Source organism: Sphingomonas mangrovi (genome assembly GCF_047975845.1).
Classification (GTDB): Bacteria; Pseudomonadota; Alphaproteobacteria; order Sphingomonadales; family Sphingomonadaceae; genus Sphingomonas.
Genome location: NZ_JBIUCZ010000033.1, coordinates 1 through 17498, shown reverse-complemented (window position 1 = coordinate 17498; position 17498 = coordinate 1). Strand labels below are relative to the sequence as shown.

Here is a 17498-nt window from a genome sequence, read left to right as displayed (position 1 = left end):
CGATGCACTGGCAGTCGGCGCTGGCGATCTACCTGCTGTTCTGGGTGCTGAGCGCGTTCCTGGTGCTGCCGTTCGGCGTGCGCACCGCCGAGGAGGCGGGCCACGCCCACGTCCCGGGTCAGGCGGAGAGCGCGCCGGCGCAGTTCGCCGCGGGCAAGGTCGTGCTGCGCACGACGCTGGTGTCGGCGGTGCTGTTCGGGTTGTTCTGGCTTAACTACGTCTATGGCTGGCTGACGCCGGAGAAGCTGGACTTCTTCAACTGAGCGGGGCGGGGGCAAAGCCCAGCCGCCCCCCTTTTGTTATCCTGACGAAAGTCAGGATCCATTGCCGCTACGTCAGGAGTCGCAAGCCGAGCGTGTCTGGATGCTGACTTGCGTCAGCATGACGGCGAGAGGACGTGCCCTCACCCCCGCAAACGCTCGATCGCCTGCGCCAGCGCGACGTAGAGCTTGCCCATGTCGGACGACAGCAGCGTCACGCCCAGCGGCGATCCGTCGCGCAGCGTCAGGATCTGGCGCAGCATCGCCTCGAAATCGTGGATGTAGCGGTTGACCTGCTCGCGGAAGCCGGCGTCCTCGTCGTAGAGCTGTGCGATCTCGCGCGCTTGCGCCGCGTCGATCAGCTTGACCGCGCGCCGCGTGAACACCCCGCGATCGCCCTTCAGATAGGCCGCCCAGGCGGCGTCGGTCACCTCCTGCGAGAAGGCGCGGGTGATGTCGATCGAGGCCGAGTGCATCGCCTCGATGAGCAGCGACACGCGGCGCGCCAGCGTGTCGCTGTCGCTTGCCTCGCGCTCCGCCTCCTGCTCGGCGATGCGGGCCTCCATTGCGGCGCTGGTCTGCGACAGTTCGGCGAGCTTCTGCGACAGCCGTTCGGATGCGCGGTGCGCCGCCTCGACCGCCTGCGCCGACGCCTCGCCGAGCGCGGTCACCTGGCCGACGACGGCACGGTCGATCGCCCGCGACAGCGCGGCGGCGCTTTCGGTGTGGAGCTTCTTGGCCGCAGCGGGAAGGATGCGCTCGAGGGCGTCCTTCGTCTCTTCCGCGGTCGTCGACGCGCTGGTCCTGATCCGCTCCAGCGCCTCGATCAGCTGCGGTGCCGCTTCGGTGGCGAAGCGTTGGGTGGTGGCGACCGTCGCATCGACGATGCCGTGGACGCCCTCGATGCGATCGCGTCCGGTCTCCAGCGCCTCGGCGAGCGCCCGGGTCGCGGTGGTGATCGCGTGGCGCTGATCCTCGATCATCGTGCCGACCCGTGCCACCGCGGCATGGGAGGTCTCGGCATCGCCGATCAGCGCCAGCAGCTCGGGCCGTGCCTCGGCGACCTCGCGGCGGCTTGCGCCCAGCCGTGCGTCGAGCCGCTCGAGCGCGGTCGGCAGCGTCTCGTCGAGCTCGCGCGCGGCGGCGTCGAGCGCGGTGAGCAGCCGCTCGGCGGTGGTGATGACCTCGTGCGCGGTGGCGTCGCCCGCGCGCATCGCCTGGGTGGTGGCATCGACCGCAGTGCGCAGCGCGCCGATCGCGGCGGCGAGTGCCTGGGCGCGCTCGGTGCCGCTCGCGTGCAGCGTTGCGAAGCGTGCGTCGGCCTCCTCGATCCCCTGCGTCAGCGCGCCGAGCAGCGCGTCGCTCTCGTGCCGGCGTTCGGCGAGCGTGGCGCCGACCTGGCCCAGTGCCGCCTCGATCCGGACGATGCGCGCGTCGAGCGCGTCGCTGCCCTCGCGCATGGTGCGCTCGATCGCCTGGTGTTCCTGCTGGAGCCGCAGGATCGCGGCGTCGCCCTCGGCGGCCAGTTCGGTCCGGGCGTGTTCGAAGACGCTGCCGGTGCGTTCGAGCACCGCTTCGAGGATGTCGACCATGCTCGCCGCGACCGTTTCGAGCCGCGCGCCGGCGACGTCGCCCGAGGCTTCGATGCGCGCGAGATGCTGCGCAAGCCGCTCCGAGGCGGCGCCCGCGGCGGCATCCGCCTCGCGCCCGCGACCGGCGAGCAATGTCAGCTGTGCGTCGAGCTCTCCGGCCCGCCGCCCGGCCGCCTCGCCCGCGGCGTCGAGCGCATGGCCGATCTCGACGATCTCCTCACGCGCGTCGGGGAGCGCGCCGACCAGCTGCTGCAGGCGCTGTTCGGCGTCGCGGGCGGTGTCGCCCAGCAGCTCGGCGGTGCGCTTGAGCGCCTCGGTCTGCTGCGCCATGCCGGTGCGGATGCCGCCCAGTCGCGTGCTGGCACTGTCGCCCAGCGTGGTCAGCGCCGCCGCCTGCTCGACGAGCTCGGCGCGGTTGGTGGCAAGCTGCTGCGACAGGGCGGCGACCGTGCGCTCCAGGCTCTCGGCCTCGCTGCGCAGCCCGCGCGCCACGTCGCCGAAGCGCCGCGCCTCGGCCGCGCTGCTCCGCTGGAACAGCAGCCACAGCACCGCGAGCAGCATCGGCGGCACGCACAGCGCCGCGACGAAGCCGGCCAGCTGCGGCGGGAAGGGGCCGCTGCCGATCCACGGCCCGGCCAGCCACAGCATCGTCAACAGCCATCCGAACGCCAGCACCAGCGCAACCGCCGGCAGCAGCCAGCGCCGAGCGGTCGTGTCCGGCTGTTCGGCTTCTTCCTCGACCACCGGCTCGGTGACCGGCAGGGTCGTGCCGGTGTAGAACTGCTCGTCTGGCGCTGAATCGCCTGCGGTAGGGAAGCCGGAATCCATGACGCCGGCTTAGCAGGTCTCGTCGTGCCGCGACACCGGCGCCGCCCTCGCCTCGGCGCACGGCGCCGCGCTTCAGTCGTGCGGGGAGGGCAAGAACTCAGCGCGCATAGGCGTCGATCAGCGAGCCGACGTAATCGGGCTGGTCGCCGCTGAGCGCATGGTCGGGCTTGTCGCCGTAGATGAAGCCGTGCGCGGGATATTCGCTGCCGCCCAGACCCTCGTTGTCGCGGTACCAGACCTTCACCCGCGTCCAGTCGTTGTTGGGCGACACGTCGAACAGCGTCACGTCGCGTTCCACCTGCCCGCGGGTCCCGCCGATGCGCGACCAGTTGGCGTGGGTGATCATCAGCACGCGCTTCTCGATGACTCGGCTGACGACGGCGACATGGCCGAGCGGCAGCCGCGCCGATTTGGCCATCGCCAGCACGGCGCCGACCTTGGGAACATGGCCGCGCGGGTATTTGCCCTTGGCCTGATCCCACCAGGTCCAGGCATCGCCGTAGATCTGCACGCCCGAGGCGGTGCGCGCGAACGGCACGCACTCGCCGGTATAGTCGAGCAGCGTCCGGGCGCCGGCCGAAAGCGGGAGCGCGGCGGCGACGCCGAGACACAGCGCGCCCCTGAACAGAGAAGCGAACATGCGCGCACAGGTAGTCGCGTATTTCTAACCCGGCGGTTAACGCCGGGCGCTGCTGCGGTGGAGCGCGGCGCGTGCGCGGCGATCAGCCGGAGCGGGCCTCCGCTCGCGCTTCGAGCAGGTCCCACAGCCCGCGGTGCTGCGCGAGCAACTGCTCGATGCCGAACCGCATCGCGCGTTCGACCGCGCGGTTTTCCCCCAGAACGGCAACCAACTCGGCGGTGGCGGCGCGGGCGGGGAGCTCGCAGGCGCCGGGATCGAGCCCGAGCCGGGCCGCCGCGCGATCGAGCGCGGTGCGGATCGCCGGCCAGTCGAGCACCAGCGCGATCGCGGCTCCCAGCGCGCAGCCGCGCCGCTCGGACTGGGCGAGCATGTCGATGGCGTGGCGCTGCGCGGCGATCGCCGCCTCGGTATTCGCCTGGCCGGGGGTGCTCGGCGGCGGCCCTGCCGCGGCGGCGAGCGCGACCATATAGCCGCGTTCTTGCGCGAAGCCGGAGGCGGCTTCCGTCAGCCAGGAGCGGGCGGCATCGAAATCGCTGTGCGTGGCGGCATGCTCGATGACGCCGGGCAGGCGGCCGTGGAGGATGCAGAGGTGATAAGCCGCGTCGGCGACGTCGCGCGGATCGCAGGTCTCGCGGGCGAGCGCCGCCAGCTGCGGCTGTCCCGCGCTGCCGTCCTCTGTCGCGAGCGACGCCACCGCCGTCCATGCGCTCCGCGGCACCGCGCTGATCATCCCGTCCACGGTCCGAACCCCCGTCCAACCCGATACGCTCTATGCTGGATGGATGGTTACGAAGCGCTTAACGTCCTTCGCTGCGCCGCCGGAGTGTGACCGAAGGGGGGCGCACGAAAAAGGCCCCGGAAGCGATGCTCGCCGGGGCCTCTCGGGTCGTCTGGTTTCAGGTTATTGGTCGAGGAAGCTGCGCATCTTGCGCGACCGCGACGGGTGCTTGAGCTTGCGCAGCGCCTTGGCCTCGATCTGGCGGATGCGTTCGCGGGTCACCGAGAACTGCTGGCCGACTTCCTCCAGCGTGTGGTCGGTGTTCATGCCGATGCCGAAGCGCATGCGCAGCACGCGCTCCTCGCGCGGGGTGAGGCTGGCGAGGACGCGGGTGACCGTCTCCTTGAGGTTCGCCTGGATCGCGGCGTCGACCGGGATGATCGCGTTCTTGTCCTCGATGAAGTCGCCGAGATGCGAATCCTCCTCGTCGCCGATCGGCGTTTCGAGGGAGATCGGCTCCTTGGCGATCTTCATCACCTTGCGGACCTTCTCCAGCGGCATGGAGAGGCGCTCGGCCATTTCCTCGGGCGTGGGCTCGCGGCCCTGCTCGTGGAGGAACTGGCGCGAGGTGCGGACCAGCTTGTTGATCGTCTCGATCATGTGGACCGGGATGCGGATGGTCCGCGCCTGATCGGCGATCGAGCGGGTGATCGCCTGACGGATCCACCAGGTGGCGTAGGTCGAGAACTTGTAACCGCGGCGGTACTCGAACTTGTCCACCGCCTTCATCAGGCCGATGTTGCCCTCCTGGATGAGGTCCAGGAACTGCAGCCCGCGGTTGGTGTACTTCTTGGCGATGGAGATCACGAGGCGCAGGTTCGCCTCGACCATCTCCTTCTTGGCGATGCGCGCCTCGCGCTCCGCCTTCTGCACCATGTTGACGATGCGGCGGAACTCGCCCAGCGCCATGCCGGTCTGCTGCGCGATCTCGGCGACCTCGCCGCGGATGCGATCGACCGCGGCGCCCTCGTTCTCGGCGAAGGCCTTCCACTTCTTGTCGATGCCCGCGACCGAGGCGAGCCACTGCTCGTCCAGCTCGTTGTTGACATAATGGTCGAGGAACGACTTGCGCGGCACCTTGTGGCGCTCGGCAAGGCGCAGCATCTGGCCGCCCAGCGCGGTCAGGCGCCGGTTGAAGGCATAGAGCTGGTCGACGAGATACTCGATCTTCGCCTGGTGGAACTGGACGCTCTCGACCTCGGCGGTCAGGTCCTCGCGCAGCTTCTGGTAGGTCGCCTCGTCGGCGGCCGACAGCTCGCCGCCCGACGCCATCGCATCGAGCCGGCGCGCCTGCATGCGCGAGAACTGCTGGTAGATGTCGGTGATGTTGGCGAACTTCTCGAGCGCGAGCGGCTTGAGCGTCTCCTCCATCTGCGCGAGGCTGAGGGTGTTGTCCTCTTCCTCGTCGTCCGACGCGCGGGGGGTGCGGCGCTCGCCGTCCTCCTCCTCGTCCGACGATTCCTCGGGCTCTTCCTCTTCCTTGAACGACGGGCCGACGTTCTTCTCGCTGATCTCGTCGCCTTCGTCGTCGTCCTCGGCACCCTCGACCTGCTCGGCCGACGGTCCCTTCGACAGCATCGCGTCGAGATCGAGGATCTCGCGCAGCTGCATCGTGCCTTCGTTCAGCGCCTCGGACCAGCCGATGATCGCGTTGAAGGTGATCGGGCTTTCGCACAGCCCGAGGATCATCGTGTCGCGGCCGGCCTCGATACGCTTGGCGATCGCGATCTCGCCCTCGCGGCTGAGCAGCTCGACGGCGCCCATCTCGCGAAGATACATGCGGACGGGATCGTCGGTGCGATCGACCGTCTCCTTCTTCTTGACCGCCTCGAACGCGGGGGCGGCATCGTCCTGCTGGTCGGACGATTCCTCGTCACCGTCGTCGGCGGCCTGCTCGGTCTCGCCTTCCTCGCCGGCTTCCTCGTTCTCGACGACGTTCACGCCCATTTCGTTGAGCGCGGCCATGATGTCCTCGATCTGCTCCGAGGACATCTGGTCCTGCGGCAGCATCTCGTTGAGTTGATCGACCGTGATGTAGCCGCGCTTCTTGGCACGCGCGACCAGCTTCTTGATCGATCCTTCGTTCAGATCGATCAGCGGCGCGTCGCCCGTTTCCATCGTGTCGTCGCCGCCACCGTTCGCCTTCGCCATCAAATGCCCTCGAAATGCCCGGTCTGAATTCCGGGACGGATTCTAATCGTCTTCGTCTGCCAGGACCAGATTTGCAAGACGCGCCTCCAGTGCCTGGCGTTCCCGAACCAGCGCCACCTGGCGCTCGAACGCGGTCGCGTCGGCCCCGGCCTGCACCGCCGCGGTCGCCTCCGCCAATGCCGCATCCACCGCGGGACGCGTCACCAGCACGGCGATCGCCTCGTCCAGATCGGCCACCGCGCGCGGCACGTCGTCCGTCCCCGTGCGGGTGAACGAGAAGGGCAGGGTGTCCGCCCGTAGCAGCTCGCTGGCGATGTCGTCGAAGCCCGACCGCGCCAATATGGTACGGATTCCCGCGCTATCAAGTTGCCGGTCGGCGAGCGCCACGTCGACCACCGCCTCGAACAGCCGTCCGAGCGCGCCGTCGGCCAGCCGCAGCGATCCTAGCACCTCCAGGTGGCGCGCGATCTCGGCCGGGTGGCGGATCAGCCCGGCGACCACCGCCTTGGCGAGGACCGGATCGATGCCGCGCGCGATCTGGCGCGCGGTCTCGGATGGGGGCGGCTCGGGCGGTCGCCACCCGCCGCGCTGCCCCGGCCGGGAAGCGCCGCCGCGCTGGCCGCCACGGTCGCCGCTGCCTCGCCATTGGCCGCCGCCGCCTTGCCACTGCCGGTTGCGTTCCGGCGGGGCGAACAGCGCGTCGCAGCGGCTGCGGAACTCCGCCAGATACTCGTCGCGCACCATCGGATCGCCGATCGTGCGGGCAAGCTCGCTTAAGCGCCGCTTGAGCCCGGCGCGGTTTTCCGGCGTGGCGAGTGGCTCGGCGGCCGCCTCGTGCGCCCACAGCCGCTCGACCAGCGGCTCGGTCTCGCGCAGCAGCGCCTCGAACGCGCCGGCTCCCTTGGCGCGGACCAGGTCATCCGGATCCTGGCCCTGCGGCAGCGTGACGAAGGAGAGGCTGCGTCCCGGCCCCAGCAGCGGCAGCGCGCGATGGGCGGCACGAATCGCCGCCTTTTGTCCGGCGGCATCGCCGTCGAAGCACAGGATCGGCACGTCGGCCATCCGCCACAACCGTTCCAGCTGGCTTTCGGTAATTGCCGTGCCGAGCGGCGCCACCGCCTCGCCGAACCCCGCCTGCGCGAGCGCGATCACGTCCATATACCCCTCGACCGCGATCACCCGCCCGGCCTTGCGCGCGGCGGCCTGAGCACGGTCGAGGTTGAACAGCGTCCGTCCCTTGTCGAACAGCGGCGTCTCGGGGGAGTTGAGGTACTTCGGCTCGCCGTCGCCGATGACGCGGCCGCCGAATGCGATCACCCGCCCGCGCGCGTCGCGGATCGGGATCATCAGCCGCCCGCGAAACCGGTCGTAGGGTGCCTTGTTCTCGACCTGGATCAGCAGCCCGGCCTCGACCAGTATCGGGTCGCCGTAGCTGGCGAGCGCTTCCTTCAGCTTGCCCCGCGAATCGGGAGAAAAGCCCAGGCCGAAGCTGCGTGCCGTCTCCGCCGAGATGCCGCGCCGGTCGAGCGCGGCGCGCGCTTCGGCGCCCGACAGGCCGTGGAGCTGTTCGGTGAACCAGTGCGCGGCGTCGTCCATCGCCTCGTGCAGGCCCTTGGCGCGCTGGGCGCGTTCGGCCGAGCGGCGATCCTGCGCGGGCATCTCCAGCCCGGCCGCTTGGGCGAGTTCCTTGACGGCATCGATGAACGGCAGGCCGCGCTGCTCGGTCATCCAGCGGATCGCATCGCCGTGCGCCGAGCAGCCGAAGCAGTGGTAGAAGCCCTTGTCGTCGTTGACGTAGAAGCTGGGCGTCTTCTCGTCGTGGAACGGGCAGCAGGCGCGCCATTCCCGCCCCGCGCGCTGGAGCTTCACCGTCTTGCCGACCAGCGCCGACAACAGGGTACGGGCGCGCAGCTCGTCGAGGAATTGAGGGGAGAGGCTCATCGTCCGCGGCCGCCGCCCCCGCGCAAGACAGGGGACGGAGGGGCCTTAGCCCGCCAGCGCCGCCTTCACCGCGCCCGACGCCTTGCTCATGTCGAGCGTGCTGCCGTGGCGCGCCTTCAGCTCGGCCATCACCCGGCCCATGTCCTTCATGCCGGTGGCGCCCAGCTCGGCCTTGATCGCCGCGATCGCGGCGGCCGTCTCGGCCTCGTCCATCTGCTGGGGCAGGAACCGCTCGATCACCTCGACCTCGGCGGCCTCGTTCGCGGCGAGCTCCGGGCGGTTGCCCTGCTCGTACATCGCGATCGATTCGCGGCGCTGCTTCACCATCTTCTGCAGCACCTCGACCACCAGCGCATCGTCGTCGGCGGGCGCGCCGCCGGTGCGCACCTCGATATCGCGGTTCTTGATCGCGGACTGGATCAGGCGGATCGTGGCGGTGGTCTGCTTGTCGCCGCCTTTCATGGCGGAAACCAGCGCAGCCTTGATGGTGTCGCGAATCATTGGTTCTCTCGGTTCGTCGGAAAGCCGGGGAGGGTAGCCGGAACCGGCGGGGTTTAACAGATTGACGCGGGCGCCGCCGGGCCTTAGCCGGCAGCGCTTAGCGACATCGCCAGCACATCTATCAGGAGGATCGCCCTAGTGGCCGACGCCAAACCCATGCCCGCGCCCGAAGGAGCCACCGGCGTACTCGTTCTGGCGTCCGGTGACGTGTTGTGGGGCCGCGGCTTCGGGGCCGAGGGCGATGCGGTCGGCGAGGTGTGCTTCCACACCGCGATGACCGGCTATCAGGAAATCATGACCGATCCGTCCTTCGCCGGGCAGGTCATCACCTTCACCTTCCCGCACATCGGCAACGTCGGCGCCAATCCCGACGACCTCGAGGCGGACGATCCCCATGCGCTGGGCATGATCGTGCGGGAGGACCCGACCGCGCCGAGCAACTTCCGCTCGGCCGAGCCGCTGGTCGCCTGGATGCGCAAGCACGGGCGGATCGGCTTGGCCGGCATCGACACGCGCGCGCTCACCCGCCGCATCCGCGTCGGCGGCGCCCCCAACGGCGTCATCGCCCATTCGCCGACCGGCGAGTTCGACCTCGACGCGCTGCTCGAAAAGGCACGCGGCTGGCCGGGGCTGGAGGGCATGGACCTCGCCAAGGACGTCAGCTGCGAGACACACTATGGCTGGCAGGGCGGCATCTGGCGGCTGGGCGAGGGCTACGACACGAGCGAGACCCCTGCCACAAGCGAGACCCCCGCGGCACGAGATCCTAACTTCCGTCAGGATGACGCGCAGGTTGAGGACGCAGCCCGCCCGCACGTCGTCGCGATCGACTATGGGTCGAAGCGCAACATCTTCCGCAACCTGGTCCAGGCCGGCGCGCGCGTCTCCGTGCTGCCCGCCACCGCCACCTTCGACGAGGTGATGGCGCAGAAGCCCGACGGCATCTTCCTGTCGAACGGCCCGGGCGATCCGGCCGCGACCGGCGAATATGCCGTGCCGGTGATCCGCCAGCTGCTCGACACCGGCAAGCCGCTGTTCGGCATCTGTCTCGGCCACCAGCTGCTCGGCCTCGCGGTCGGCGCCACCACGACCAAGATGTTCCAGGGCCATCGTGGCGCCAACCATCCGGTCAAGCGGCTGGAAGACGGCGCAGTCGAGATCACCTCGATGAACCATGGCTTTGCCGTCGAGCGCGACAGCCTGCCCGCCAACGTCCGCGAGACCCACGTCTCGCTGTTCGACGGCAGCAACGCCGGGCTGGAACTCACCGACAAGCCCGCCTTCAGCGTCCAGTACCACCCCGAAGCCAGCCCCGGCCCGCAGGACAGTTTCTACCTGTTCGAGCGGTTTGTGGGCATGTTGCGGTGATCCAACTTCCGCCGCCCGGCTATCAGCAGACGATCGAGGCGATCGCGCAGTGCGGCGTCCCTCGTGAGAACATAGCTATCACGTACGAGGACGAGCTCCGATCTGACGAGGTCAGGATCAGCGACATTGGGGAAACTACCGGTCGCAAGCTGGCCTGTCTGAAAACTGCGGTGCACCCGTTCTATATTCTGACGCTAGAGAACGAGGCCCAGCAATCTGCATTCATCGCCCAAGGGCGGCGTATTGCCCAACCGATCCAGCGAGTGACAGGAGTGCCGTCGCAGAAGCTCTTGGATCGTCTAACCGACGCGTGCCGAGCGCCAAACCGATGGCTCGTACACGGCGGGGGAGAAGAGGTCCGGTTCCGTCCTGATCCTGATGCCGAATACGACAAGGTCGATTGCGTGCTGCAGCAACTCAAAGAAAGCCGTCTCCCGATGAACCTTGGTTTTGTCGGGAACGAAGCATATTCCGAGACTGAGAAGAAATAATGCCAAAACGCACCGACATCTCCTCCATCCTCGTCATCGGCGCGGGGCCGATCGTCATCGGCCAGGCCTGCGAGTTCGACTATTCGGGCGTGCAGGCGATCAAGGCGCTGAAGGAAGAGGGCTTCCGCATCGTCCTGGTCAATTCGAACCCGGCGACGATCATGACCGATCCCGAGTTGGCCGACGCGACCTATGTCGAGCCGATCACGCCGGCGGTGGTCGCCAAGATCATCGAGAAGGAGCGCCCCGACGCGGTGCTGCCGACGATGGGCGGGCAGACCGCGCTCAACACCGCGCTCGCGCTGTTCCGCGACGGCACGCTCGACAAGTTCGGCGTCAAGATGATCGGTGCCGACGCCGACGCGATCGACAAGGCCGAGGATCGGCTGAAGTTCCGCGACGCGATGGACAAGATCGGCCTCGAAAGCGCGCGCTCGGCGATCGCGCATACCGAGGCGGAGGCGCTGGAGGGGCTGGACAAGGTCGGCCTGCCCGCGATCATCCGCCCGAGCTTCACGCTCGGCGGCACCGGCGGCGGCGTCGCCTACAACAAGGACGAGTTCCTGCGCATCGTCCGCGCCGGCCTCGACGCGTCGCCCACGACCGAGGTGCTGATCGAGGAATCGCTGCTCGGCTGGAAGGAATATGAGATGGAGGTGGTCCGCGACCGTGCGGACAACGCCATCATCGTCTGCTCGATCGAGAACATCGACCCGATGGGCGTCCACACGGGCGATTCCATCACCGTCGCGCCGGCGCTGACGCTGACCGACAAGGAATACCAGATCATGCGGAACGCATCGATCGCGGTGTTGCGGGAAATCGGCGTCGAAACAGGCGGTTCCAACGTCCAGTTCGCAGTCAATCCGAAGGACGGTCGCCTGATCGTCATCGAGATGAACCCGCGTGTGTCGCGCTCCTCGGCGCTCGCGTCGAAGGCGACCGGCTTCCCGATCGCCAAGGTGGCCGCGAAGCTCGCGGTTGGCTACACGCTGGACGAGATCACCAACGACATCACCGGCGCGACGCCGGCGTCGTTCGAGCCGACGATCGACTACGTCGTCACCAAGATCCCGCGCTTCGCGTTCGAGAAGTTCAAGGGCTCCGAGGCCGTGCTCTCCACCGCGATGAAGTCGGTGGGCGAGGTGATGGCGATCGGCCGCAACATCCACGAAAGCCTGCAAAAGGCGCTGCGCGGGCTGGAGACCGGCCTGTCCGGCTTCAACGAGGTCGAGCGGCTGGTGGGGGGGCGTCGCGACCTGATCGAGGCGGCGCTCGCGGTCGCGACTCCGGACCGGCTGCTGGTGGCGGCGCAGGCGCTGCGCGAGGGCTTCACCGTCGCCGAGGTCCACGCGATCGCGAAGTACGATCCGTGGTTCCTGGAGCGGATCGCCGAGATCGTCGCCGCCGAGAACGAGGTGAAGGCGCACGGCCTGCCGATCGACGCGGCGGGGATGCGCCGGCTGAAGGCGATGGGCTTCTCCGACAAGCGTCTGGCGCGGCTCGCGCTCGAGTCGGTGCACCTGCGCGGAATGCAGCGCGGCATCGCGCAGGGCTCCGGGCTGATCCACGAGGTCGTCAAGGCGATGTCGGGCGGCGTCACCGAGGCGGAGGTGCGCGAGCATCGCCTGAAGCTGGGCATCCGCCCGGTGTTCAAGCGCATCGACACCTGCGCCGCCGAGTTCGAGGCGAAGACGCCCTACATGTACTCGACCTACGAGGCGCCGACCTTCGGCGAGCCCGAGGACGAGAGCCAGCCGTCCGAGCGCACCAAGGTCGTGATCCTGGGCGGCGGCCCCAACCGCATCGGCCAGGGGATCGAGTTCGACTATTGCTGTTGCCACGCGTGCTTTGCGCTGTCGGATGCAGGCTATGAGACGATCATGGTCAACTGCAATCCGGAGACGGTGAGCACCGACTACGACACCTCCGACCGCCTCTACTTCGAGCCGCTGACGGCCGAGGACGTGCTGGAGATCCTGCACGTCGAGCAGCAGAAGGGCAGCTTGCTGGGCGTGATCGTCCAGTTCGGCGGCCAGACGCCGCTCAACCTCGCCAAGGCGCTGGAGGACGCGGGCATCCCGATCCTGGGCACCAGCCCGGATGCGATCGACCTGGCCGAGGACCGCGAGCGCTTCGCGGCATTGGTGTCGAAGCTCGGGCTGCTCCAGCCGGCGAACGGCATCGCCCGCAGCCGCGACGAGGCGGTCGCCGTGGCCGAGCGCATCGGCTACCCGGTGCTGATGCGCCCGAGCTACGTGCTTGGCGGCCGCGCGATGGAGATCGTCGACAGCCAGCGCCAGCTCGACGACTATATCCAGACGGCGGTGCAGGTGTCGGGGGACTCGCCAGTCCTGATAGACCAGTATCTGCGCGACGCGATCGAGGTCGATGTCGACGCGATCAGCGACGGCACGGACGTGACGGTCGCGGGGGTGCTGCAGCACATCGAGGAGGCGGGCGTCCATTCGGGCGACAGCGCCTGCTCGATCCCGCCCTACAGCCTGTCGGCCGAACTGATCGCCGAGATCGAGCGCCAGACGGTGGCGCTCGCCAAGGCGTTGTCGGTCAAGGGGCTGATGAACATCCAGTTCGCGGTCAAGGACGGGCAGGTCTACCTCATCGAGGTCAATCCGCGCGCGTCGCGCACCGTGCCGTTCGTCGCCAAGGCGATCGGCGTGCCGGTCGCCAAGATCGCCAGCCGCGTCATGGCGGGCGAGAAGCTGGCCGACCTGCCGCCGATCGATCGCGACATCGATCATAGCGCGGTGAAGGAAGCCGTCTTCCCGTGGGGCCGCTTCCCCGGCGTCGATCCGGTGCTCAGCCCCGAAATGAAGTCGACCGGCGAAGTCATGGGAATCGATAGCGATTTCGCCACCGCCTTCGCCAAGTCGCAGCTCGGTGCCGGCGTCATCCTGCCGGAGCGCGGCGCGGTGTTCGTGTCGGTGAAGGACAGCGACAAGCCGGTGATCCTGCCGGGCGCACGGCTGCTGGTCGAGATGGGCTTCACCATCGTCGCGACGGCCGGCACTGCCGACTATCTCGACCAGGCGGGTGTGCCGGTCGAGCGGGTCAACAAGGTGGCGCAGGGTCGGCCGCACATCGTCGACCGCATCCTGGACGGCGACATCGCGCTGATCGTCAACACCACCGAAGGCTGGCAGTCGCTGCGCGACTCCGAATCGATCCGTGCCTCTGCGGTCGCCCAGAAGGTGCCGTACTTCACCACCGCGTCGTCCAGCGTCGCGGCGGCGCAGGCGATCGAGGCGCTGTCGCGGCGCTCCCTTGAAGTGCGCCCGCTGCAGGCCTATTATTCGCGGCCGCACAACTGATCCCCGCAACCAGACGAAGCGTGCGGGCGGACCATCGGGGTCCGCTCGGACGGGGGACGTGAACGAAGGACCGCAACGATGGCGACCGTCGAGAAGATGCCGATGCTCCAGGAGGGCTATGAAAAGCTCACCCAGGACCTGAAGCGTCTCAAAGAAGAACGGCCGCAGATCGTCGATGCGATCGAGGAAGCGCGCGCGCACGGCGATCTTTCGGAAAACGCCGAATATCACGCCGCCAAGGAGCGCCAGGGCCAGATCGAGGCGTCGATCGCCGACATCGAGGACAAGCTCAGCCGCGCGCAGGTGATCGACCCGCGCGACCTGTCGGGCGACAAGATCGTGTTCGGCGCGACCGTGACGCTGCTCGACGACGAGGACAAGCCGATCCGCTATCAGATCGTCGGCCAGACCGAGGCCGATGCCAAGGGCGGCCGCATCTCGTACAACTCGCCGCTGGGCCGGGCGCTGATCGGCCGCAAGGTCGACGACGAGGTCGAGGTCTCGGTGCCCGCCGGCGACCGCTACTATCTCGTCTCGAAGATCGAGTTCATCTGATCAACTTGGCCCGGCGCGCGGAGACGTTCGCCGGGCTCGTGCGTTCCGCCGGCACAGCCAGGAAAGGAAACGCATGGGATTGCTGGTCGACGGCATTTGGCAGGATCGCTGGTACGACACCAGCAAGACCGACGGGCGGTTCGAGCGCTCCAAGAGCCAGTTCCGCAACTGGGTGACTCCCGACGGCAGCCCCGGTCCGACCGGGGAAGGCGGCTTCGCGGCCGAGCCCGGGCGCTACCATCTCTACGTCAGCCTCGCCTGTCCCTGGGCGCACCGCACGCTGATCGCGCGGCGGCTGAAGGGGCTGGAGGCGATGATCCCCGTCTCCGTCGTCCACTGGCTGATGCGGGAGAACGGCTGGACCTTCGCGCCCGGTCCTTGCGTCACCGGCGATCCGCTTCACGGCGCGGACTATCTCTATCAGGTCTATACCGCCGCGGACCCGAGCTACAGCGGGCGGGTGACGGTGCCGGTGCTGTGGGACACGCAGCGCGGGACGATCGTCAGCAACGAGTCCGCCGATATCCTGCGCATGTTCGGCAGCGCCTTCGACGGGGTCGGTGCAACGCCAGGCGACTTCTATCCCGAACCGCTGCGCACGGAAATCGATGCGCTCAACGACCGCATCTACCACGGGGTCAACAACGGCGTGTACCGCGCCGGCTTCGCGACCACGCAGGAGGCGTATGAGGAAGCGGTGGCGCCGCTGTTCGCGATGCTCGACGAACTCGAGGTACTGCTGGAGCGCGGTCGCTATCTGTTCGGCGACACGCTGACCGAGGCGGACGTGCGGCTGTTCACCACGCTCGTCCGGTTCGATGCGGTCTATCACGGCCATTTCAAGTGCAACATCCGCCGGGTCACCGACTATCCGGCGCTGTCGCGGTTCGTGCGCGACGTCTACCGGCTGCCGGGTGTCGCCGGCACGGTCAATTTCGACCACATCAAGCGGCACTATTACCAGAGCCACGCCAACATCAATCCGACCGGGATCGTGCCGGTGGGGCCGGATCTGGCGCTGGAACTCGGCGCATGACCGGCCGCAGCCTAATCGCGGCGCACCCGGCGGCGCGCGACGACATCGCCGACCTGGTGACTCGCCGGCCGCTGCCGGGCCCGGGGCTGCCGCAGATCGATCCGTTCCTGTTCCTCAATCACCACGGGCCGCAGACCTATCCGCCGGGCAACGCCGGCCTGCCGTTCGGCCCGCATCCGCACCGCGGGTTCGAGACGGTGACCTTCATCCTCGAAGGGAGCCTCGCCCACCACGATACCGGCGGCCATGCCTATGTCGTCGATGCGGGCGGTGTGCAGTGGATGACGGCCGGCTCCGGACTGATCCATGCGGAACTCTCGCCGCCGGCGTTCCAGCGCGACGGTGGGCCGATGGAGATCCTGCAGCTGTGGGTGAACCTGCCCGCCCGGCTCAAGATGACCGCGCCGCGCTACACCGGCGTGCAGGCGGACGCGATCCCGGCGCTGCCGCTGGGGCAGGGCAGCGCGCTGCGCCTGATCGCCGGCAGCTTCGACGGCAAGCAGGGGCCGGTCGAGTCGCTCACCAGCGTCTTCATGTCGGTGGTGGCGCTGGGGCAGGGGGCGGAGGTCTACCTGCCGGCGCCGGCGGGTCGCAGCGTCTTCCTCTACGTCGTCCGCGGCGGCATCACGGTGGGCGGCGCGCCCGTGCGCGAGTGGCACCTCGCCGAGCTCGATCGGGACGGCGACTCCGTTGCTGTCGCCAGCGACGGCGGCGCGCTGCTGCTGTTCGGCCATGCCGATCCGATCGACGAACCGGTGGTGGCGCACGGGCCGTTCGTGATGAACCGGCGCGAGGAGATCACGCAGGCGATCCACGACTATCAGGCGGGCAAGTTCGGCGACCCCGCCGGCCTGCGCCTCTAATCGGGAGAGACGCATGCGCGTCGCGGTGTTCAGTACCAAGGCATACGACCGCCGTTTCCTGGAGGCGGCCAATGCCCGCTTCGGCCATGCGCTGAGCTTTTTCGAAGCGCGGCTCGACGCGCAGACCGCCGTGCTTGCCGAGGGGCACGAGGCGGTGTGCGTGTTCGTCAACGACCGCTTGGATGCCGAGGTGCTCGGGGCGCTGGCGGAGGCCGGCGTGCGGACCGTCGCGCTGCGCTGCGCGGGCTACAACAACGTGGACCTGCGCGCCGCCGCGGCGCTCGGCATCGCGGTGGTGCGCGTGCCGGCCTATTCACCGCATGCCGTGGCGGAGTTCACCGTCGCGCTGCTGATGGCGCTCGACCGCAAGATCCACCGCGCCTGGGCCCGCGTGCGGGAGAATAATTTCGCGCTCGACGGGCTGATCGGCCGCAACCTCCACGGGCGCACCGTGGGGGTGATCGGCACCGGGCGGATCGGCGCGCTGGTCGCGAAGGCGTTCCGCGGCGGTTTCGGCTGCGAAGTGCTGGCGAGCGACGTCGCCCGCGATCCCGAGCTGGAGGCGCTGGGGGTGCGCTACGTCGAGCCGGCCGAACTGCTGCGCCAGGTCGATATCGTCACGCTCCATTGTCCGCTGACGCCGGAGACGCGCCACATCGTCGATGCCGCCGCGATCGCGGCGGCGCAGCCGGGGCTTATCGTCGTCAACACCAGCCGCGGCGGGCTGATCGACACCGCCGCGCTGATCGAGGGGCTGAAGTCGCGCAAGATCGCGGGCGTCGCGCTCGACGTCTACGAGCAAGAAGCCGACCTGTTCTTCGAGGACCTGTCGAACGAGATCATCCAGGACGACGTGTTCCAGCGGCTGCTGACCTTCCCCAACGTGCTGGTCACCGGCCACCAGGCGTTCCTGACCGAGGAAGCGCTCGACGCGATCGCCACCACCACGCTCGACAGCCTCGCGCGCGCCGACGCAGGCGAGGAGATGCCGCTGAGGCTGAGCCTGGAGGCGATGCACGGCTGAGGGTGACGATCCGACTTCGTTCGTCATGCTGACGGAGGTCAGCATGTGGATTCACATTCGAAGTGCAACAGTTGGAATGCCTCGGCGGGGGTACGGAAGCCGAGGCACTTTCTGGGGGTGTTGTTGTAGGCGCGCGCG

The 17498-nt window shown here is 68.7% G+C and carries 14 protein-coding genes; 8 read left to right on the top strand and 6 right to left on the bottom strand.

Going from position 1 to position 17498, the window contains the following annotated elements; translation table 11 throughout:
* The first annotated feature begins 2 nt into the window (after positions 1 to 2).
* Complete coding sequence (locus ACBY01_RS14210) at positions 3 to 263, top strand: DUF1467 family protein (RefSeq protein ID WP_416461579.1); 261 nt, start codon at positions 3 to 5, stop codon at positions 261 to 263.
* A 140-nt stretch (positions 264 to 403) separates the two neighbouring features.
* Here ACBY01_RS14210 and ACBY01_RS14205 read toward each other — a convergent pair whose 3' ends face one another.
* The 6 genes from ACBY01_RS14205 to ACBY01_RS14180 all read right to left on the bottom strand — a co-directional run bounded on the left by ACBY01_RS14205 (position 404) and on the right by ACBY01_RS14180 (position 8691).
* Positions 404 to 2680, bottom strand: coding sequence for a coiled-coil domain-containing protein (locus tag ACBY01_RS14205; protein WP_416461577.1), 2277 nt, complete (start codon positions 2678 to 2680; stop codon positions 404 to 406).
* Positions 2681 to 2777: 97 nt separating this feature from the next.
* Positions 2778 to 3320 carry a CHAP domain-containing protein gene (locus tag ACBY01_RS14200; RefSeq protein ID WP_416461576.1) on the bottom strand — a complete coding sequence of 181 codons (543 nt, stop codon included), beginning with the start codon at positions 3318 to 3320 and terminating at the stop codon, positions 2778 to 2780.
* Between the two features lie 82 nt (positions 3321 to 3402).
* The gene (locus ACBY01_RS14195) at positions 3403 to 4050 is read right to left on the bottom strand and encodes a DUF6975 family protein (RefSeq protein WP_416461603.1); all 648 of its coding nucleotides are present in this window, start codon (positions 4048 to 4050) and stop codon (positions 3403 to 3405) included.
* 171 nt (positions 4051 to 4221) lie between these two features.
* Positions 4222 to 6249 (bottom strand): RNA polymerase sigma factor RpoD, encoded by a 2028-nt coding sequence (gene rpoD / locus ACBY01_RS14190; protein ID WP_416461575.1) that lies wholly within the window; start codon positions 6247 to 6249, stop codon positions 4222 to 4224.
* A gap of 42 nt (positions 6250 to 6291) precedes the next feature.
* The gene (gene dnaG / locus ACBY01_RS14185; RefSeq protein WP_416461574.1) at positions 6292 to 8190 is read right to left on the bottom strand and encodes a DNA primase; all 1899 of its coding nucleotides are present in this window, start codon (positions 8188 to 8190) and stop codon (positions 6292 to 6294) included.
* A 45-nt stretch (positions 8191 to 8235) separates the two neighbouring features.
* Positions 8236 to 8691 carry a GatB/YqeY domain-containing protein gene (locus tag ACBY01_RS14180; protein WP_416461573.1) on the bottom strand — a complete coding sequence of 152 codons (456 nt, stop codon included), beginning with the start codon at positions 8689 to 8691 and terminating at the stop codon, positions 8236 to 8238.
* A 138-nt stretch (positions 8692 to 8829) separates the two neighbouring features.
* Here ACBY01_RS14180 and carA point away from each other — a divergent pair, with 138 nt between their 5' ends.
* The 7 genes from carA to ACBY01_RS14145 all read left to right on the top strand — a co-directional run bounded on the left by carA (position 8830) and on the right by ACBY01_RS14145 (position 17360).
* Positions 8830 to 10059, top strand: coding sequence for a glutamine-hydrolyzing carbamoyl-phosphate synthase small subunit (carA, locus tag ACBY01_RS14175; RefSeq protein WP_416461572.1), 1230 nt, complete (start codon positions 8830 to 8832; stop codon positions 10057 to 10059).
* Positions 10056 to 10550 carry a hypothetical protein gene (locus ACBY01_RS14170; RefSeq protein ID WP_416461571.1) on the top strand — a complete coding sequence of 165 codons (495 nt, stop codon included), beginning with the start codon at positions 10056 to 10058 and terminating at the stop codon, positions 10548 to 10550. The genes carA and ACBY01_RS14170 overlap by 4 nt, the downstream gene beginning before the upstream one ends.
* Positions 10550 to 13882 (top strand): carbamoyl-phosphate synthase large subunit, encoded by a 3333-nt coding sequence (gene carB / locus ACBY01_RS14165; RefSeq protein WP_416461570.1) that lies wholly within the window; start codon positions 10550 to 10552, stop codon positions 13880 to 13882. Before ACBY01_RS14170 ends, carB begins: the two co-directional genes overlap by 1 nt.
* A gap of 78 nt (positions 13883 to 13960) precedes the next feature.
* Positions 13961 to 14437 (top strand): transcription elongation factor GreA, encoded by a 477-nt coding sequence (gene greA, locus ACBY01_RS14160; protein WP_416461568.1) that lies wholly within the window; start codon positions 13961 to 13963, stop codon positions 14435 to 14437.
* 73 nt (positions 14438 to 14510) lie between these two features.
* Complete coding sequence (locus ACBY01_RS14155) at positions 14511 to 15473, top strand: glutathione S-transferase family protein (protein ID WP_416461567.1); 963 nt, start codon at positions 14511 to 14513, stop codon at positions 15471 to 15473.
* A complete protein-coding gene (locus ACBY01_RS14150; RefSeq protein ID WP_416461566.1) occupies positions 15470 to 16336 on the top strand; it encodes a pirin family protein in 867 nt (288 codons plus the stop codon). Before ACBY01_RS14155 ends, ACBY01_RS14150 begins: the two co-directional genes overlap by 4 nt.
* 13 nt (positions 16337 to 16349) lie before the next feature.
* Positions 16350 to 17360 carry a 2-hydroxyacid dehydrogenase gene (locus ACBY01_RS14145; protein ID WP_416461565.1) on the top strand — a complete coding sequence of 337 codons (1011 nt, stop codon included), beginning with the start codon at positions 16350 to 16352 and terminating at the stop codon, positions 17358 to 17360.
* Positions 17361 to 17498: the final 138 nt, after the last annotated feature.